This is a genomic window from Pseudomonas sp. 2024-210 (assembly GCF_045062345.1).
Classification (GTDB): domain Bacteria; phylum Pseudomonadota; class Gammaproteobacteria; order Pseudomonadales; family Pseudomonadaceae; genus Aquipseudomonas.
The window spans coordinates 42,573-61,391 of record NZ_JBJGEJ010000017.1; the positions used below are offsets into that span (position 1 = coordinate 42,573).

Genomic DNA, 18,819 nt, shown 5'->3' on the forward strand with positions numbered 1-18,819 from the left:
TCCCTCTCCTGAGGGAGAGGGTTGGGGTGAGGGGCTGCCGTTCAACACGGGCTGTTATATAGTCGAGCCCTTAACTGCCCAGTCAATGAGTACCCCATGTTTAACAAAGGATTGTTTCTGGCTTGCGCGTTGGCGCTGCTGAGCGCTTGCGATTCCTCATCTTCGGGCAAGTCCGAAACTCCAGCGGCCAAAGCCCAACCGGTTGCGGACGTTAAGGTGCTGGCCGAGCGCTATGCTGGGCGCGAGTTAAATGTGGTGGACGTCTCTGAGGTACAGCTGGACGGTGCCAGTACGTTGTCAGTCAGTTTCTCGGTGCCGTTAAAACCGCAGCAAAACTTCACCGACACATTGCACCTGGTGGACGCCAAAACCGGCAAGGTCGATGGTGCGTGGGAGCTCTCCGATAACCTGATGGAACTGCGCCTGCGCCATCTCGAACCTCTGCGCAAGTTGATCCTGACCGTTGATCCCGGTTTGCGCGCGGTGAACGGCGCCACACTGGCCGCCGAGTACACCGCCCGCCTGGAAACCTGTGACCTGCAACCCACTGTAGGGTTTGCCAGCCGAGGCAGTGTGCTGCCCACGCGGCTGGCAGAAGGCTTGCCGGTCATTGCGCTGAATGTCGACAAGGTCGATGTTGATTTCTTCCGGGTTAAACCCGAGTCACTGCCCGCCTTTCTGAGCCAATGGGGACGCAACAGCAGCCTGCAAAGCTACGAAGCCAAGGACCTGCTGAGCATGGCTGATCTGGTTTACGGTGGCCGTTTTGATCTGAACCCGGCACGTAACACACGCGAAAGCCTGATCCTGCCCACCTCGGGGATCAAAGCGTTACAGCAACCCGGCGTGTATCTGGCGGTGATGAAACCCTCAGGCAGTTACAACTATTCGACACCCGCCACGCTGTTCAGCCTCAGTGATATAGGCCTGTCCGTACACCGTTATCAGAAACGCCTGGACGTGTTCACTCAGGCACTGGAAGGCGGCAAGGTATTGGCCGATGTCGAACTGGAACTGCTCGACGGCAAAGGCAAGCGACTGGCACAAGGTAAAACGGATAAAGCTGGCCACGCGGAGCTCGCGCTGGCGCCCAAGGCAGAAATACTGCTTGCCCGCCAAGGCGACCAGACCAGCTTGTTGCGTCTGAACACCGCGGCGCTGGATCTGGCCGAATTCGACATTGGTGGCCCGACCGCGCACCCGTTGCAATTCTTTGTGTTCGGCCCGCGTGATCTCTATCGCCCCGGCGAAACGGTGTTGCTCAATGCCTTGCTGCGTGACCGCGATGGCAAGCCTGTCACGCCGCAACCGGTCTCGGTTGAGGTGCGCCGCCCCGACGAGCAAGTCAGTCGCAAGTTTGTCTGGTCGCCGGATGCCTCGGGTTTTTATCAATACCCGCTGCAACTGGCTGGCGAGGCGCCAACGGGGCGCTGGCAACTGGTCTTCGATCTGGGTGACGGCAAGCCGCAGCTCTATGAGTTTTTGGTCGAAGACTTTTTGCCTGAACGCATGGCGCTGGAGCTAAAGGGCAGTGATACGCCGTTGAGCCCCGATCAAACCGCTGACATTGAAGTGACAGGTCGTTATCTGTACGGCGCACCGGCAGCCGGTAATCGCCTCAGTGGGCAAGTCTATGTGCGACCGTTGCGTGAAGCGGTCAGCCGTTTGCCGGGTTATCAGTTTGGTTCGGTGACCGAGAGCGAGCTGACTCAGGATCTGGAACTGGACGAGAGCGTGCTCGATGCCGATGGTAAACAAACCCTTCAGCTGCAAAGCCAGTGGAGCCAAGCCAAGTCACCGCTGCAACTGATTGTTCAGGCCAGCCTGCAAGAGTCGGGCGGGCGCCCAATCACTCGGCGACTGGTGCAACCGGTGTGGCCCGCCGAGCGCTTGCCCGGTGTTCGCGGTCTGTTTGAAGGCACCGAAACCGATGGCGATGGACCGGTTGAGTTTGAGCTGCTGGTGGCTGACAAGGACGGCCACAAGCTGGCGGCTGAAAACCTCAAGGTTCGACTGGTGCGCGAGCGCCGCGATTACTACTGGAACTACTCAGAAAGCGATGGCTGGAGCTATCACTACAACGAGAAGTTTCTCAATCTGAACGAAGAAACCGTCAGCCTGAACGTTGGAGAAACCGCCAAGGTCAGCTTCCCGGTGGAGTGGGGCCCTTACCGGGTTGAAGTCGAGGACCCGAGTACCGGTCTGATCAGCAGCCTGCGGTTCTGGGCCGGTTATCGTGCGCAAGACAACGCTGAAGGCGGGGCTGTACGGCCTGATCAGGTCAAACTGGCGCTGAATAAAGCCGCGTATGTGGAGGGTGAAACCGCCCGTGTCACGGTCACGCCGCCGGCACCGGGTAAAGGCTATCTGCTGGTGGAAGGCAGCGATGGCCCGCTGTGGTGGGAGGAAATCGAGGTGCCTGCCGAGGGCAAGACCTTTGACGTCAAACTCGACCCGAGCTGGGCGCGCCACGATTTATACGTCAGCGCGCTGGTGATTCGTCCCGGCGAACGCAAAACCAATGTCACGCCCAAGCGGGCGGTCGGGGTGTTGCATTTGCCGCTGGATCGCAGTCAGCGCAAGTTGTCGTTGACCCTGGATGCCCCCGAGAAAATGCGTCCCAAGCAGCCGTTGACCGTTAAGTTTAAAGTCAAAAATGCAGACGGCAGCATCCCTGAAAGCACTCATGTCTTGCTCGCAGCCGTCGATGCTGGCGTGCTGAATATCACCGACTATCCGACCCCCGACCCGTACGCCAGTCTGTTTGGGCGCAAGGCGTATGGCGCGGATCAGTTGGACATTTATGGGCAATTGATCGAAGCCGGGCAGGGCCGTTTGGCCAGTCTGGCTTTCGGCGGTGATGCGGCGCTGGCCAAAGGCGGCAAACGCCCCGCGACCAGCGTGAACATCGTGGCACTGCAAAGCGCACCGGTGACGCTGAACGAGCACGGCGAAGGCGAGGTCAGCGTGAATATCCCCGACTTCAATGGCGAGTTGCGGCTGATGGCCCAGGCCTGGACGGACGACCGCTACGGCATGGCGCAGGCCAAAACCGTAGTGGCCGCGCCCTTGGTGGCTGAGCTGGCTGCGCCGCGCTTTTTGGCGGGGGGTGACCAGACCCGTCTGGCGCTGGACCTGTCCAACCTGACTGACACCCCGCAAACGCTGGCGGTGCAGCTGAATGCCGAGGGTCAGCTCAGTCTCCTCGGCAATGAGCGGCAGAATGTCACCCTCAGCCCCGGCCAGCGCAGCACCTTGCAGATCCCGGTCATGGCTCAGGGCGGCTTCGGCAGCGGTGTGGTCAAGGTGACAGTCAACGGCCTCAACCTGCCGGGTGAAACCGTGGCGCCGTTCAGCCGCGAATGGACCTTGGGAGTGCGCCCGGCGTATCCGGCCATGCTCAAGCACTACCGCGCTGTGCTCAAGGATCAGCCGTGGAACTTGCCTGAGGGCGAGTTGCAAGCCTTTGAACCCGAGGGGCGCGAGGTATTGCTGAGCCTGTCGAGCCGCCCGCCGTTGAACCTGGGCGAGCAAATACGTGCGCTTAAAGCCTATCCATATGGCTGCTCCGAACAAACCACCAGTGGCTTGTACCCGGCGCTGTACGCCGATGCGACGCTGCTCAAACGGCTGGGGCTTGAAGGTGAACCGGACGCCGAGCGCACACGCAAAATCGAGTTGGGAATTGAGCGTCTTTTAGGCATGCAGCGTTACAACGGTAGCTTCGGCCTGTGGGGCGCGGACGGTCAGGAAGAGTACTGGCTGACCGCATACATCACTGACTTCCTGCTGCGCGCGCGCGATGAAGGGTATGCCGTGCCACGGCAAGCGTTGCAACAGGCCAGCCAACGCCTGCTTCGCTATGTACAGGAACGGAATTTGATTGAGGCGGATTACAGCGACAACCTCGATCACACCCGTTTTGCCGTTCAAGCGTATGCCGCATCGGTGTTGGCTCGCAGCCAACAGGCGCCGCTGGGCGCATTGCGCAGCATTTTTGAGCGACGCAGCGATGCCGTATCCGGTCTGCCGCTGGTGCAACTGTCGATTGCCTTGCAGAAGATGGGCGACCAGCCGCGTGCCGATCAGGCCTTGGCGGCGGGCTTGGCCGTGACCCGCAAAGGCGATCAGTGGTTGGGCGATTACGGCAGCCCACTGCGCGATCAGGCGTTGATTCTGGCGTTGCTGGAAGAGAACGACTTGATGACTGATCAGCGTGAACAGCGTCTGTTTGAATTGTCAGACCAGCTGGCGGCGAGTCCCTGGCTATCAACCCAAGAGCGCAATTCGCTGTTCCTGGCCGGGCGTGACCTGTTGGGCAAGCCAGAAGTCGACTGGTCAGCGCAACTCAACAGTGGCAGTCAAATCCGCGAGCTGAACAATCGCCAGTCGGGTTTGAAGCTCGACGGGCCGCAGTTGAGCACACCGCTGAGCGTGCGTAACGAAGGTGTCGACACGGTTTACCAGCAGCTCACGATTTCGGGTTATCCACTGCAGGCTCCGGCGGCGGGGGGTGAAAACATGAGCATTCGCCGTGATTATCTGGGCATGAATGGCGAGCCGCTTGATCTCAACGCGCTGAAAAGTGGTGATTTGGTGCTGGTTCATGTCGCGGTCACTGCCAAACAGCCGGTGCCGGATGCTTTGGTGGTGGATTTGCTGCCCGCAGGGCTTGAACTGGAAAACCAGAATCTGGGCCAAAGTGCAGCCAGCCTTGAGAACGCCAGTTCTGAGGTCAAGCAATGGCGCGAGGCCATGCAAAACGCCAATGTGGAGCATCAGGAATACCGCGATGATCGTTATGTGGCCGCGTTGAAACTGGAGGGCAGCGGCACTGCGCACCTGCTGTATCTGGCCCGGGCTGTTACGCCGGGCACTTACCGCATCCCCCCGCCGCAGGTGGAGTCCATGTACCGGCCGAACTGGCAGGCCGTGGGCGAAACGCCTGGGGAGATGGTGATAAAAGGCCGGTGAAATGACTTGCTCGTAGCAGCTGCCGAAGGAACGAGGCTGCGTCCGGCGGCGTAGCCGTCGTAAAGCCTGCCACGCGGTGTACCCTGGGAGACCGCATCTTTAGGCTTTGCGACGGCTACGCCGCCGAACGTCGCCTTCGGCAACTGCTACGTTAAGAGCGCCAGGGTTAGCTGATCACCCAGCTCAAGATCCACAAACCCAAGAGCAGCCAGATCACGCCACCGATGATCGAGGCGCGCATAAAGGCGCGCACGGCGTTGTACAGAAACAACAAGCCGATCACCAGCACCGCGATGCTGACAATTGAAGTGTCCATGCCCAGCGCGCGGGCCATGCCGTCAATGAAGTTGCCGCCCGCCTGGGTAATGGCCGTGAACAGACCACTTAAGGATTCAACGATAAAGTGCACAATCTGGCCAAGCCAGAGGCCAAGGTTTCCAGCGAAGCTTTCTACGTACATGGATATATTCCGTTCAATAAGATGGCCACTGTGCCAGAGATGGCCATTGGGCAACCAGTCATGGTTTAAAGTTGCGTTACGAGTGAGTGTGAGTGAGTTCTCGTCTTAAAAACATCGTCGTGTGGAGCGCAGGCAGTCTGCTGTTGGCGTGCGGGTTGCTGTGGCTGGCGGATCGCCTTTGGCCCTTGCCCTTGCCGCAGGATGATATGGCCCGCGTGGTACTGGCTGAAGATGGCACCCCGTTATGGCGTTTTGCTGATGCCCAGGGCGTGTGGCGCTATCCCGTGGAACTCAATGAGGTGTCGCCGTATTACCTGGAGGCTTTGCTGACCTATGAAGACCGTTGGTTTTATCGACATCACGGGGTAAACCCGTTGGCACTGGGGCGTGCCGCCTGGCAGAACCTGAGCGGGGGACGGGTGTTGTCCGGGGGCAGCACGCTGTCGATGCAAGTCGCGCGCTTGCTCGATCCGCATGAGCGCACGTTGACCGGAAAATTGCGCCAGTTGTGGCGCACGGCACAGCTGGAATGGCATTTAAACAAAGCGCAAATCCTCACGCTGTACCTCAATCGCGCACCGTTTGGCGGCACGTTGCAAGGCGTTGCCGCCGCCAGTTGGGCATATCTGGGCAAGTCACCGCTGCACCTCACCCGCTCTGAAGCCGCGTTGTTGGCCGTGCTGCCGCAAGCCCCTAGTCGCCTGCGGCCCGACAGGCACCCGGCGCGTGCGCAGGTGGCGCGCGACAAAGTGCTGCGCCGCCTTGTCGAGTATCAGGTGTGGCCGCAGAGCGCGGTGGGCGAAGCGCTGCAAGAACCTCTGTGGCTGGCGCCGCGTCTGGAACCCAGCCTTGCGCCCTTGCTGGCGCGCCGTTTGAACCGTCCTCATAGCCCGCCGTTGATTCGCACCACCCTCGACGCTGGCTTGCAGCGTCGCCTTGAAGACTTATTGCTGGGCTGGCGAGCCCGATTACCCGATCACACCTCGGCGGCCGTTGTGGTGGTGGAAACCGAGACCATGGCCGTGCGGGCTTATTTAGGGTCGGTGGATATCAATGATGCGCGACGTTTTGGTCATGTCGACATGATCCATGCCCTGCGCTCGCCCGGTTCTACGCTGAAACCGTTTTTATACGGGCTGGCCATGGACGCAGGGCTGATTCACTCCGAATCACTGTTGCAGGACGTGCCGCGCCGCTATGGCGATTACCGACCGGGCAACTTTTCGATGGGCTTCAGTGGCCCGGTGTCTGCCAGTTCGGCGCTGGCGATGTCGCTCAACTTGCCCGCGGTGCAATTGCTCGAAGCCTATGGTCCCAAGCGGTTTGCCGCTGAACTGCGCAATGGCGGTGTGCCACTCAGTCTGCCCGCGTTGGCCGAGCCTAATCTGGCATTGATTCTGGGCGGGGCGGGCAGTCGTCTGGAGGACGTAGTCAGCGGTTACAGTGCGCTGGCGCGGGGTGGCAAAAGTGCCGCGCTGCGATTCCAGCCACAGGACGAATTGCGTGAGCGCCGTCTGTTGTCGCCGGGTTCGGCGTGGATTATCCGGCGCATTCTCAGTGGCCAAGCCCGCCCCGACCGCGATCCAAAGGCCGAACTGACTCAGCGTCCGGCGCTGGCTTGGAAGACCGGCACCAGTTATGGCTTTCGCGATGCCCTGGCGATTGGCGTCGGGCCGCGTTATTTGATCGGGGTGTGGATTGGTCGGCCAGATGGCACACCCGTGCCGGGGCAATTTGGTCTGGCGTCGGCTGCACCGTTGATGTTGCAGGTCCACGATGTGCTGAGTAATCGCGACAGCCAGCGCGGCATTGTCAGTCCCGTGGTGCCGGTGCCCGCTACGGTTGGGGTCGCGGCGATCTGCTGGCCGTTGGGGCAACCCCTGAATCGCACCGACGTGAATTGTCGGCGTCAGCGTTTTGCCTGGACGTTGGACCACACCACGCCGCCGACCTTGCTGGCTGCCGACCAGCCTTTGGGTTCGGGTTTGCGCGAAACCATCTGGGTTGACCCACAGGGGTTGAGAGTGGGGGCGCACTGCCCCGGTGCTACGCCTCGCGCAGTCGCCCTGTGGCCTGCGCCGCTTGAACCCTGGCTGCCCCGTGTTGAGCGGCGCGAAGCGCGTTTGCCGATGGCTTCAGCGCACTGCCCACCGCCCGCGTTGAGTTCAGTCGCCCCGCTGTCCATTGTCGGCGTACGCGAGGGTGATCGCCTGCGCAGCCCGGCGTCCAGCCAAGCGGTGGTACGGCTTTCCCTGTCGGCGTTGGGCGGTGATGGCCGTCGCTGGTGGTTTCTCAATGGCAGGCCACTGGGCGACAGTGGTTTTGCGCAAACCCTGACCACGTCACTGGAGCAGGGGGGCCGTTACGAACTCAGTGTGCTGGATGAAAGTGGGCAAACTGCACGGGTCGAGTTCAGTGTGGTGGAGTAAACAAACAGTCAATTGTGGTTATAACCTAAGGGGGAGTGAATGTGCGTGCTTGTTTGATTGAACAAACACGCTATTGAAAACACAGATTTTTTTATTCACGACTCATTCAAAAGCATTAGTTATTAAGGGTGAGGCTCAGAGCGTTATATAAGGCGTTAATACCAACGGGTGAATTGTCTGCAAGCCCGTACAGGTTTGTTATGTGTACACGGATGAAGTGTATCTCTGGCGTCAGAACAGAGAACTTTCGAACTTAGTCGTTACGTGTGCCAGGACAAAGATCATGAATACTCAACTGTGGTTAAAAACAAGTACAGCCCTACTGTTGGTAATGACTGTGAGCCTTGCAGGATGCAGCAGCGGTGGCGGCGGCTCGAAAAGCCATGTTTCAGAAAGCACCCCTGAGGCCGGTACGGATGGTGGTACCGGTGGCGGAGACGGTGGCGCTGGCGGTGGTGATGGCACAGGTGGCGGCACCGGTGGTGGTACAGACGGTGGCGGAACAGGGGGTGGTACAGACGGTGGCGGAACAGGTGGTGGCACTGGCAGTGGCACAGGTGGTGGCAGCACAGGTGGCGGTAGCGGCAGTGGCGGAACCGACGGCGGCACAGGTGGTGGTACCGGCGGTGGCGGAATCGACGGCGGCACAGGTGGTGGTACCGGCGGTGGCGGAACCGACGGCGGCACAGGTGGTGGTACCGGCGGTGGCGGAACCGACGGCGGCACAGGTGGTGGTACCGGCGGTGGCGGAACCGGAGGCGGCACTGGCGGTGGCACAGGTGGTGGCGGAACCGGAGGCGGCACAGGTGGTGGTACCGGCGGTGGTGGAACCGGTGGCGGCACAGGTGGCGGTGGCACAGGTGCAGGCACCACGCCGTTGGTGACGGGGCAGATAGTCGGGCAAGTGGGTACAGGCGTGCAGGGGGTTGGCAACGTGGTGAGCGGCCTCGGCGATAGCTTGATCGCCGTTCCTGTGGTGGGCACGGTGGGCAGTGGCCTGGTGACGAATACCGGCAATGCCGTGACGTCCGTGGGCACAGGCGTGACCAACGGCCTCGGCTCGCTGGGCACCCATAAAGATTCGCTGGGGCTGACGGTTGCGGGTGCAACCACCGCCGTGTCGGATATCGGCAAAGGAGTGACTTCGGTCGGCACGGGCGTCAGCACTGTGCTCGACAACACGATGATCAGTCAGATCCCAATCGTGGGCGGTGTGACTAACAAAGTGACAGATGTAGCGGGAGGGGTGGTTGGCAAGGTTGGCACGTCAGTCACCATGCTCGGTAACACGCTCACCGGGTCTGCAACCACTGGCCCGCTGAGCACTGTAACGGGCGCCGTAAATGACAAAGTGCTGGTGCCGGTCATTTCCATGGTGGAAACCACCACGGGCAAAGTCGGGACAACCACCGGCCTCGGCGCTCCGGTCGATGGTGTATTGAACAAGGTCAGTACCGCGGTCGGTGGTCTGGGCGATAAAGTGGCGGCAACGGGCAACAACCCTGTGACCACTGTGGTCGGCGGTGTGCTGAACACGGTAGCGGGCGCCACTGACAAGGCCGGCGGCCTGGTTAATCCGGCAGTCGGCACAGGGGGTGGCACAGGAGGCTCGGGTGGCCTGGCTGGCAGCGGCCTGCTGGAAACCGTTGGCGGAGTGGTTAATGGTGTTGGCACCGGCCTGACCGCAGGCAGTACCAGTGGTGTGGTGCAGGCGGGTGGCGGCAATGCAACCGGCGTGGGTAATGTGGTTGCATCAGCGGGTCCGGTTTTGGGCGGCACAGGTGTGGCGAACACCGCGGCAGGCGCTCCGGTAGCCGCTGTCACTGGCACCGTAGCGACGGCGCTGAACCCGGTCACCACTGCGGTGACGACCGTTACTCAGAATGTCGGCGCGGCCACCGGTGTTGGCGCTCCTGTTAGCGGGCTGTTGAATCAGGTGGGCAGTGCCGTCAGCAGTGTGGGGGCCAAAGTCGAAAGCACGACCGCCAGCCCGGTGGGCAATGCGGTAGGTGCACTGGTCGGCACTGTCGGTACGACAGTGGGTTCAGTCGGTGGTCTGGTTCAGGCTGAACCCGCGGCTGCACCGGGGGCTCCTGCGGCGGGTTTGGGGGGTGCGCTTGGCGGCGTTCTGGGCGGCTTGGGCAACGTGGGCAAGTAAAACTAACGAATTGTTCCTGGCCGGTTCGACGGCCTCTCCTACAGCGCCTACGCTTGGTTGAACGAGAGATTGTGCGCAATCTCTCGTTTTTTTTCATCTGGAAGTTGTAGGGCTGATGCCGGGTAGCTTCACGGTCAGATGACGCGCCCCCCTCGTATTGCCGCTGTAGTAGACCATGGAGTGTCTTATGCGAACCTGCATCCCTTTTATGTTGTTGGCGTTGACGCCTTACGTGGGGGCCGAACCTCTTCCGCGTTACCTCAACAGCAACGAAACCTTGCAAACCCTGCCCACGCCCAACTTGCCGGTCGATGCCTATCGCCCGCGAGCGCCTGAGCTTGAGTTGCCCAAACCCAAAGCCGCTCAGCCTGCACCGTTGACGATGAGCACACGGTTAACTATCCGCAAATTGCAAATTGAAGGCGGTACGGTGTACCCCCTCAAGGCGTTGGGTGCTGCCTATCAACCGTTGCTCAATCATGAAATCACCCTGGAGCAATTGATCCAGGCCACGCGCACCATCACCCAGCGTTATCAGGCCGACGGCTACCTGCTGTCCTATGCCTTTTTGCCACCCCAGGACTTTGACCAAGGGTTGGTGCGTGTGGTGTTGGTCGAGGGGTACATCAGCAACTATCGCATTGAAGGCGATGTGGGGCGGGTCAGGGGCATGATTGATGACTTGGCGGACAAGCTAAAGGCTGAGCGCCCGTTGACCCGTAAAACCTTTGATCGCTATGCCACCTTGATGGGCCGGCTGCCGGGCGTGACATTGCAGGCGCAAGTGCCACCACCCACGACCACCGATGGTGCGTCGACGATGCAGATTACTGCCAGTCGAAAGCCCTTCACCACCAGCATGAGCCTGACCGAAGGCAGCCGTAACAGCACTCAGGCGTTGCTTGCCGCGAGCAGCAATTCACAGACGGGCATGGCCGAGCAGTTGACCCTGAGCGGCTTGTTTCCGCCGGGCCACGACAAAGAGCATTACTACCGTGTTGATTACAGCCAATACCTCAATGCCGAAGGCACGCAACTGAGTCTGTACGGTTCGCACTATCGCAGTGACCCGGCTTCCAGTATCGCCACCAGTGACGGCTTTGAGCTTAAGCCCCATCGCAAGAACGACCGGTTTTCGGTGGGCGTGAGTCATCCGCTGATTGCGGCCCCCGATCAATGGCTGAGCGTCGGCACCCGGCTGTACGGCGTCAACGACAACACCGACTACGAAATCGTCGGGTATGACCCGACCATCAGCGAACGCACCAATGTTCGAGCGCTGGCGGTAGAAGGGGATTGGCGCAAGTCCGATGCCAAACAGTTGCGCATCGTCAGTGCCGGCGTGTACCAGGGCATTAATGGGTTGGGTGCCAAAACCGAGACAAACTTGACCGGCAGCCGGTATGACCTGGATTTCTTCCGTTTGCGCCTGTCGGGTGTTCAGAGTGATGGCTTCTTCGACAACTGGCAGGGGGTGATGTCAGGCGCTCTGTACTGGAGCAACGACAGTTTGCCGGACAGTGAAAGGGCAGTGTTTGGCGGGCAAAACTTTGGTCGTGGCTACCCGGATGACCAAGCCTCGGGTGACAAGGGCTGGGGTGTGGCCTATGAGATTAACTACAGTTTTAACCGTGATGGCGAGTGGGTGAAGTTGTTGCAACCTTATGTGGTGCTGGACAAGGCCAAGACCTGGTTCAACGAGCTTCCGTTCAAAGGTTCGGACATGTCTTCGGCGGCGGCAGGGCTGCGCTTTGGCGACAAGCGTTATTACAACTTTGCTTTGGAGGTGGCCAAGCCGATGTCTGACATGGCACTGGACAGCTTCAATCGTAAGCCGCGTTATACCTTGAGTTTTAGTTATCAGCTGTAAAACCCTCACCCTAGCCCTCTCCCAGAGGGAGAGGGGACTGGACTGGGGAAAGTTGAAGCACTCAGGCGGTCTGGCGTTAGTGTGTTGCATCTGAACCCTCACCCTAGCCCTCTCCCAGAGGGAGAGGGGACTGGACGGGGGAAAGTTGGAGCACTCAGGCGGTCTGGCGTTAGTGTGTTGCATCTGAACTCTCACCCTAGCCCTCTCCCAGAGGGAGAGGGGACTGGACTGGGGAAAGTTGGAGCACTCAGGCGGCTTGGCATGAGTGCGTTGCATCTGAACCCGACCGGGGGATGTTGGAATACTCGGCGGTCTGGCGTTAATGCGTTGCACCTGAATCCGGCTCGGTCAGTCCCCTCTCCCTCTGGGAGAGGGTTAGGGTGAGGGGCTTCTAAGGCGCCAGTTTTTGCCAGACAGACTTGGGAAAGAGATGATCCAGCGTACTGAGCAAGCGCACGTGGTAGATGGGTTTGCGAAACAGATCCAGCACCTGCAAGCGCAGCAGATCACTGACATCGTCCATATCGGCATGACCCGAAATGACGATCACCGGCAAATGCTGACGCTGCGTGTGCTCGCGCAAACGCTGTATCAGAGCAATACCGCTTTCCTCCGGCATGCGCAGGTCAGTGATGACCAGCGCAATGTCAGGATGCAGGGTCAGCAGTTGAAGGGCGCTAATGACAGACGTTGCCGTATGGCAACAAAAACCTTCGCCCTCCAACAGCTCGGCCAACTCCAGCACGGCCTCTTCTTCGTCATCCACCAGAAGAAGCGGTGGCCGTGTAGAGGTTAGATACATGCTGGTTACCGAATTAAGTGGGTTTGGCGTCCAGGCCAGCTTTGATGGAGTCAAACATGCCTTTTACGGACGTTTGAATGCCCGGCGATACCGCAATGATAACAATCGCAACCATTGCAACAATCAGCGCGTACTCAATAGCCGAGGCACCTTCAGTCCGTTTTGCAAACTGTTTAACCTGATGCGCGACAAACGTTCGGGTCGGAACATACACGCTAAGAACAGTATTTAAAAACATCTGACTTCTCCTTGGTGCGCCGATCGGAGCACTCTGCACATAAGGTGTCGCTAAGTTGAATCTGCACCCACAGCATTGGCAATAAACCCCTCTGCTACAACTGTAAATAGGAGCTAATGCCAAAGTATTAATACTAAGGTTTTTTGATAAAACGCGTGTTAAATCAAACTTCCAGCAATTTTTTTAAGCTTTTCAATGTCGCTAATGGCATTTTGAAATACCTGCGCTACTTTCAAATAGCGAAATGGTTGCAACCGCTTCCGATGTATTCATCGCTACCTGATCACGAATGTTTTATGGACTGCCGTTTGCAGTGAAAAAGGGAGTTTTCGCATGAATAATCGTCGCAGTTTGATGTTGGCCGCCGTGTTGTTCGTGGGCGCCATTGCTGCCGGTTATTGGGGGTTGGTGATTACCCGGCAACAACCTGTTGAGCAGGTTCCGGTGACTCAAGTCGTCGAGCAGGGTGTGGCGACCGTTGAAGACCAGACCCGTCATCCCGTGGTGGTGCTGGTGCGTGATGTGCCTCCCCATGTCGCCCTGACAGCGGATGATGTGACCCTTGAAAAATTACGCACTGTCCCCGCCGGCAGCCTGACCGCCATTGATCAGGCCGTGGGGCGTACGCCGTGGCGAGCACTCAATGCGGGTACATGGGTGAATGAGCAGAGCTTCGAAATTGGCGGGCCGTTGTCGCGCATGATTCGCCCGGATGAGCGTGCGCTGGCCGTGGCCATCGATGAAGTCAGCGGGGCGGCGGGGCAACTCACGCCCGGCGATTATGTCGACATCCTGCTGTTCCTGCGTCAAGACCCGGCCAATCCCCAGCAGTCTGCGCAAGTGGTATTGCCGGCCGTGCGGGTATTGAGTGTGGGCGAGGAATTGGGCCTGACCAGCGACGGTCAATTGGCCCGTCAACCGGTGACCGCCGAAGAAGCCCTTAAACAAGCCCAGAGCCGTGCAGCAGCGCGCACCGCCGTACTGGCGGTGCCAGAGCCGTTACTTAACCAACTGATGCTCGCGACCCAGGCGGGCACGCTGCGCTTGGCTGTGCGCAGCGCTGAGGAGCAACGCCTGAGCAAATACTGGGCCGGAGAAAAAGACGCTTCCGCCAACCTGGAGACGGCCAAGCGCAGCCTTTATCAGTTCAACCAGTTAGCCATGACCAGCCCGCCCAAAGCACCGGCGGTCAGCACGGCCAATGGTGTGACGCGTGAGCGGGGTATCGAAATCATTCGCGGCAATCAAGCGGCTCAGCAGCCCGCCCAATAAAAATTTGAACTGCAAGGAAGCCCAGCATGAGTCATCGTTTTTCGGTGTTGTACAAACGAGCTGTCTGGACTCTGATTTTAAGCAGCGCGCCATTTGAAATGGCCTTGGCTGTTCCAAGCAATTGCGCAGCCCTCGGCCAATTGCCGTCAGTACTGGAAGTTGCGCAAGGCACCCAACAGGCGATGGATTCCCCGGTCGCGATTTCGCGCATTGCGGTCGGTGACCCGGCCATTGCCGATGTGCACGCCAACGGCAACAATGCGTTCTTGCTCACCGGCGTTGCGCCCGGCACCACCAGTCTGATGATCTGGACCGCGTGTTCCAAATCACCCCGCCAGAGCATGGTGTTCGTCAAGGGTAAAGCCACTGTCGGCTATACCAGCGCTACCGTATCCCCTTCAGAAGACCCGACGCTGCCTGTGCAGGTGCAAACCGACATTCGTTTTGTCGAGGTCAATCGCACCAAGCTTCAAGAAGCCAGTACCTCCATTTTCGGCATGGGCAGCAATTTCCTGTTCGGTTCACCGGGCTCATTTCTCAGCACGGCCGAAGGCATTATCACCGGTGGGCCGGTGGCTGATGGCAGGTACTTCAACATCGGCTTTGGCGGTGGCCGGGTCCGGGCCATGATCAATGCACTGGAAGGCAGCGGCTTTGCTTACACCCTGGCGCGACCGAGTCTGGTGGCCATGAGCGGGCAGAGCGCGACCTTTCTGGCCGGGGGCGAGGTGCCCATTCCGGTGCCCAGTAGCGGCAGCGACAACGTGTCGATTGAGTACAAAGAGTTCGGTATTCGCCTGACGCTGACGCCGACGGTGGTCGGTCGTGACCGTGTCATGCTCAAAGTGGCGCCCGAGGTCAGCGAACTGGATTACACCAATGCTGTGAATATCGCCGGTACTTTGGTGCCGGGACTCAATGTTCGTCGCACTGACACCAGCATTTCCCTGGCCGATGGCGAAAGTTTCGTGATCAGCGGCCTGATCAGCACCCGTAACAGTTCGCAGGTCAATAAATTCCCGGGCCTTGGGGATATTCCGGTGTTAGGTGCCTTTTTTCGCGACTCCAATATCAGCCGAGAAGAGAAAGAATTGCTGATGGTTGTGACCCCGCATTTGGTCCAGCCCCTGGCGGCCAATGCCCAGTTGCCGTCATTGCCCGGCGAAAAGCTGCGTAATTACGACCCCAACTGGTACCGCCTGTATTTTCTTGAAAACGGTAAGTTCAATAACCGTAGCGGGCTATCCCAATGAGCCAAAGCCTGAGCCAGACGTTTCTCGCGCTTACGCGCAACAACACCGATCTTGAATGGCTGCAAGGTGCTCTGGCGCCGCTGGGCCAAGTCGTGGGTGCAGGCACTACCAGCCTGGATGAGTTGCTGGCCTTGGTCGATGTGACCTTTGCCGGGCTGATTTTTGTGGGTCTGGATCGGGAAAAAGTCGTCGCGCAATGTGCGTTGATCGAGGGCGCGCTGGAAGCCAAACCGATGTTGGCCATTGTGGCCCTGGGCGACGGCATGGATAACCAGCTGGTGCTCAATGCCATGCGTGCCGGTGCACGGGATTTTGTCGCCTATGGCTCACGCTCCAGCGAAGTGGCAGGTTTGGTGCGCCGCTTGAGCAAGCGCTTGCCGGCGGTTACGCCGAGCACCACGCTGGGCGGTATGACCGTGCTGTTCAGTACTCAGTGCAATGCCGATGGCGCCTTGCTCGCCAGCCACTTGGGTCTGGTGGTGCATAAACAGAATCACAAAACCCTCTACCTGGACTTGGGTTTACCTCGCGGCGATGGGCTGGCGTTACTGGGCCTTGAAAGCACCTTCTTTTTTGGCGACGCCATGCGTCATTTACGGCGTCTGGACAGCACCTTGATTGACAGCGCATTCGCCAAGACCCCGAGCGGCATGTGCGTGCTGGCCCATGGCTACAACGATGAGCCGCTGTCGCAAACCAGTGCGGCCGAGCTGTATATGCTGCTCAGTGCCCTGCGTAATCATTTCCAGCACATCGTGGTCAACTTGACCGGCCAGCCCGATGGCGAAGCCATACGCACCTTCGTGACCCATTGCGACAAGCTGCTGTGGTACACCGATCAAAGCGTGCTCGATTGTCGACGCAATCTGGACGTGCTGAGCCTGTGGCGCGCCAAGGGCATGAAGCTTGAGCACGCCGCCTTGCTGGTGGACCGTTATCTGCGCGGCGTGGCGCCGGATGCCGATGCACTGGTCAAAACCTTTGGTATACCGCTGTCAGTGACGTTACCGCTGAGCGCCGAGTTGCGCCTTAATGCCAAAAATCAGGCCACCACCCTCTATGACCTGGCCTCGCGGGATGGCTTGAGCCTGGGCCTGAAAAAAGTCGGCGAACAACTGGCCCGGCATGCGCCCGCCACTCAAGCGTCCTCGGCCAACCCTGGCAAGTGGTTTAACCGTCTGTTGGGGGCTAAATGAAAGGGGAGAACCTGTTCGGCTCGGGCCTCTATAAAGATGGGCGTGCTGACCACGACGGCCTGAAGTTGGTGCTGCACCGGTACATCATTGATGCCATCGAGGAGAGCGGCAAAAACCTGCTCGAAGATTCGCGTCAGGCGCTGTCGCAATTTGTCACTGACCGCGTGGCTGAATACGTATCGCGCCTGCATCTGGCCATTTCGCGGTATGAGATGGAGCGGCTGGCCGAAGAGATTGTTGACGAGTTAACCGGTTTTGGCCCCCTTGAAGTCTTGCTGCGCGACCCCGCCGTGACCGAGATTCTGGTCAACGGCCCGTACCGGGTGTTTGTGGAGCGCGAGGGTGTGCTCAGCCAGACCGACCTGCGCTTTATTGACGATCACCATGTCGAGCGGGTGATGCAGCGCATTCTGGCGCCCTTGGGGCGACGTCTGGATGAGTCCTCGCCGATGGTCGATGCGCGCATGCCGGACGGCAGCCGGGTCAACGCGATCATTCCGCCGATTGCTCTGGACGGCCCGTGCCTGTCCATCCGCAAATTTCGCAAGGACATGCTCAACAGCACTGATCTGGTGGCCATGCACACCATTGATCAGGACATCCTGGAGTTCTTTCAAGAGGCGGTCGGCAAGCGCTGCAACATCCTGATCAGTGGCGGTACGGGCACGGGTAAAACCACACTGCTGAATATTCTCAGCCAACTGATCAACCCCCATGAACGTCTGGTCACCATCGAGGACGTGGCCGAATTGCAGCTCGGCCATCCCCACGTGGTGCGCCTTGAAACCCGCCCGCCCAATGCTGAGGGGCATGGCGAAGTGAAATCCAGTGACCTGATTCGCAACGCGCTGCGGATGCGCCCTGATCGCATCATTCTGGGTGAGATCCGGGGTGTGGAGGTGCTCGACGTGCTGACTGCGATGAACACCGGTCACGATGGTTCGATGAGTACCGTGCACGCCAACACGGCCCAAGACGCCTTGTTGCGTCTGGAAACGCTGGTGGGCCTGACTGGCCGCACGGTGGCTGAAAAAACGTTGCGACAAATGATCTGTGCCGCGCTGGACGTGATTATTCAACTGACGCGCATGCCCGATGGCCGCCGCTGTGTCAGCGAGGTGCTGGAAGTCGTTGGCGTGCGCGACGATGTGTATGTGACCAACACCCTCTTCCGGTTGGACAGGCGCACCGGCTTTGGGTTTATGCGCGAAGCGTTAAACCCTGCAAGCGACAAGTTGCGTCGTGATCCGATTTTGAATCCGAACGGCTGAGGGGGCTGCTGATGATCCCGGCATTGGTGCTTTTTGCGTGCAGCCTGATGATGTTCATGTTGTCGCTGCATCTGGTGTATCGCACGTTACGTGATCCGACGACCAGTAAGGTGCTGGAACGGCTGGGTGAAGGCCGGGTCGTGGTGGTCGATCAGGCCTTCACTGTCGCGTGGCTGGATCGGGCTTTTTTGCAGGCGGGTCTGGGACGACCTTCCGAACGGCTGGGGCTTTGGCTGTCATTGTGGGGCGTTGCTGTCGTTCTGGGCGCGGTGCTGGGCGGCCCCATGGTTGCCCTCGCGTGTGTGTTGCTGCCGCCCTTGTGCGTGTGGCTGTTTGTCAGCTGGCGCTACCACCGCCGGGTGCGCCGTATGGTTGAGCAACTTCCGGGGCTGCTCGACTCCAGTGTGCGCAGCCTCAAGGCCGGTCGCACCTTGGCTGACGCCGTGTTGCTGGCGATTGAGACGTCCACAGATCCCCTCAAGACCAGTATCAGCCGGGTGAGCCGAAACGTGCAGATGGGCGTGAGTTTGCCCGAGGCCGTGCAGGACTTTGCCGAGCTGTATGACCGTGAAGAATTTCGCATGTTCGCCCTCGGCTTGAAGGTTAATCATCGTTACGGGGGCAATGCCAGTGAGCTGCTGGATAACTTGATCGTACTGATTCGCGAACGGGAGCAAGGCGCCCGAAAGTTGAAAGCCATGACCGGTGAAACCCGCATGACGGCCATTGTGCTGGGGTTGTTGCCGATACTGGTGTGCTCCTTTTTTATGATCAGCAACCCCAATTACCTGATCAACATGTGGCATGACCCTAAAGGTCAGAACCTGATGCTCACCGCCCTTGCCATGCAGGTGTTCGGCAGCGTGGCGCTGTGGCGCATGGTGCGGAGCGTATGA

The 18,819-nt window shown here is 59.5% G+C and carries 12 protein-coding genes; 9 read left to right on the forward strand and 3 right to left on the reverse strand.

Features of this window, described 5'->3' with window-relative positions:
• Positions 1 to 96: 96 nt before the first annotated feature.
• Positions 97 to 4,974, forward strand: coding sequence for an alpha-2-macroglobulin family protein (locus ACI7MX_RS19460; protein WP_405590754.1), 4,878 nt, complete (start codon positions 97 to 99; stop codon positions 4,972 to 4,974).
• A gap of 166 nt (positions 4,975 to 5,140) precedes the next feature.
• On the opposite strand, the gene ACI7MX_RS19465 is transcribed toward ACI7MX_RS19460, so the two are convergent.
• Positions 5,141 to 5,434, reverse strand: a complete 294-nt coding sequence (locus tag ACI7MX_RS19465) for a hypothetical protein (protein ID WP_122784985.1) — start codon at positions 5,432 to 5,434, stop codon at positions 5,141 to 5,143.
• Positions 5,435 to 5,526: 92 nt separating this feature from the next.
• Between ACI7MX_RS19465 and pbpC the strand changes: the two genes are divergently transcribed.
• The 3 genes from pbpC (at position 5,527) to ACI7MX_RS19480 (ending at position 11,891) form a co-directional block, all read left to right on the forward strand.
• A complete protein-coding gene (gene pbpC / locus ACI7MX_RS19470; RefSeq protein WP_405590757.1) occupies positions 5,527 to 7,863 on the forward strand; it encodes a peptidoglycan glycosyltransferase PbpC in 2,337 nt (778 codons plus the stop codon).
• A gap of 283 nt (positions 7,864 to 8,146) precedes the next feature.
• A complete protein-coding gene (locus tag ACI7MX_RS19475; RefSeq protein ID WP_405590760.1) occupies positions 8,147 to 10,021 on the forward strand; it encodes a collagen-like triple helix repeat-containing protein in 1,875 nt (624 codons plus the stop codon).
• A 187-nt stretch (positions 10,022 to 10,208) separates the two neighbouring features.
• Complete coding sequence (locus ACI7MX_RS19480; RefSeq protein WP_405590763.1) at positions 10,209 to 11,891, forward strand: ShlB/FhaC/HecB family hemolysin secretion/activation protein; 1,683 nt, start codon at positions 10,209 to 10,211, stop codon at positions 11,889 to 11,891.
• A gap of 391 nt (positions 11,892 to 12,282) precedes the next feature.
• Here the strand turns inward: ACI7MX_RS19480 and ACI7MX_RS19485 are convergent, their stop codons facing one another.
• Together ACI7MX_RS19485 and ACI7MX_RS19490 are read right to left on the reverse strand one after the other, a co-directional pair.
• A complete protein-coding gene (locus ACI7MX_RS19485; RefSeq protein ID WP_405590766.1) occupies positions 12,283 to 12,693 on the reverse strand; it encodes a response regulator in 411 nt (136 codons plus the stop codon).
• Between the two features lie 13 nt (positions 12,694 to 12,706).
• A complete protein-coding gene (locus ACI7MX_RS19490) occupies positions 12,707 to 12,931 on the reverse strand; it encodes a Flp family type IVb pilin (protein WP_153381190.1) in 225 nt (74 codons plus the stop codon).
• Positions 12,932 to 13,264: 333 nt separating this feature from the next.
• Here ACI7MX_RS19490 and cpaB point away from each other — a divergent pair, with 333 nt between their 5' ends.
• From cpaB to ACI7MX_RS19515, 5 genes are read left to right on the forward strand one after another with little or no spacing between them, the layout of a single operon-like run.
• Positions 13,265 to 14,203, forward strand: coding sequence for a Flp pilus assembly protein CpaB (cpaB, locus tag ACI7MX_RS19495; protein ID WP_314490120.1), 939 nt, complete (start codon positions 13,265 to 13,267; stop codon positions 14,201 to 14,203).
• A 26-nt stretch (positions 14,204 to 14,229) separates the two neighbouring features.
• On the forward strand, positions 14,230 to 15,456 hold the full coding sequence (locus ACI7MX_RS19500) for a type II and III secretion system protein family protein (RefSeq protein WP_314490119.1): 1,227 nt from the start codon (positions 14,230 to 14,232) through the stop codon (positions 15,454 to 15,456).
• Positions 15,453 to 16,652, forward strand: coding sequence for a pilus assembly protein (locus tag ACI7MX_RS19505; RefSeq protein WP_314490118.1), 1,200 nt, complete (start codon positions 15,453 to 15,455; stop codon positions 16,650 to 16,652). Before ACI7MX_RS19500 ends, ACI7MX_RS19505 begins: the two co-directional genes overlap by 4 nt.
• Positions 16,649 to 17,923, forward strand: a complete 1,275-nt coding sequence (locus tag ACI7MX_RS19510; RefSeq protein WP_405590780.1) for a CpaF family protein — start codon at positions 16,649 to 16,651, stop codon at positions 17,921 to 17,923. Before ACI7MX_RS19505 ends, ACI7MX_RS19510 begins: the two co-directional genes overlap by 4 nt.
• Before the next feature lie 11 nt (positions 17,924 to 17,934).
• Entirely contained in the window at positions 17,935 to 18,819 is an 885-nt protein-coding gene (locus ACI7MX_RS19515) for a type II secretion system F family protein (RefSeq protein WP_405590783.1), read from the forward strand.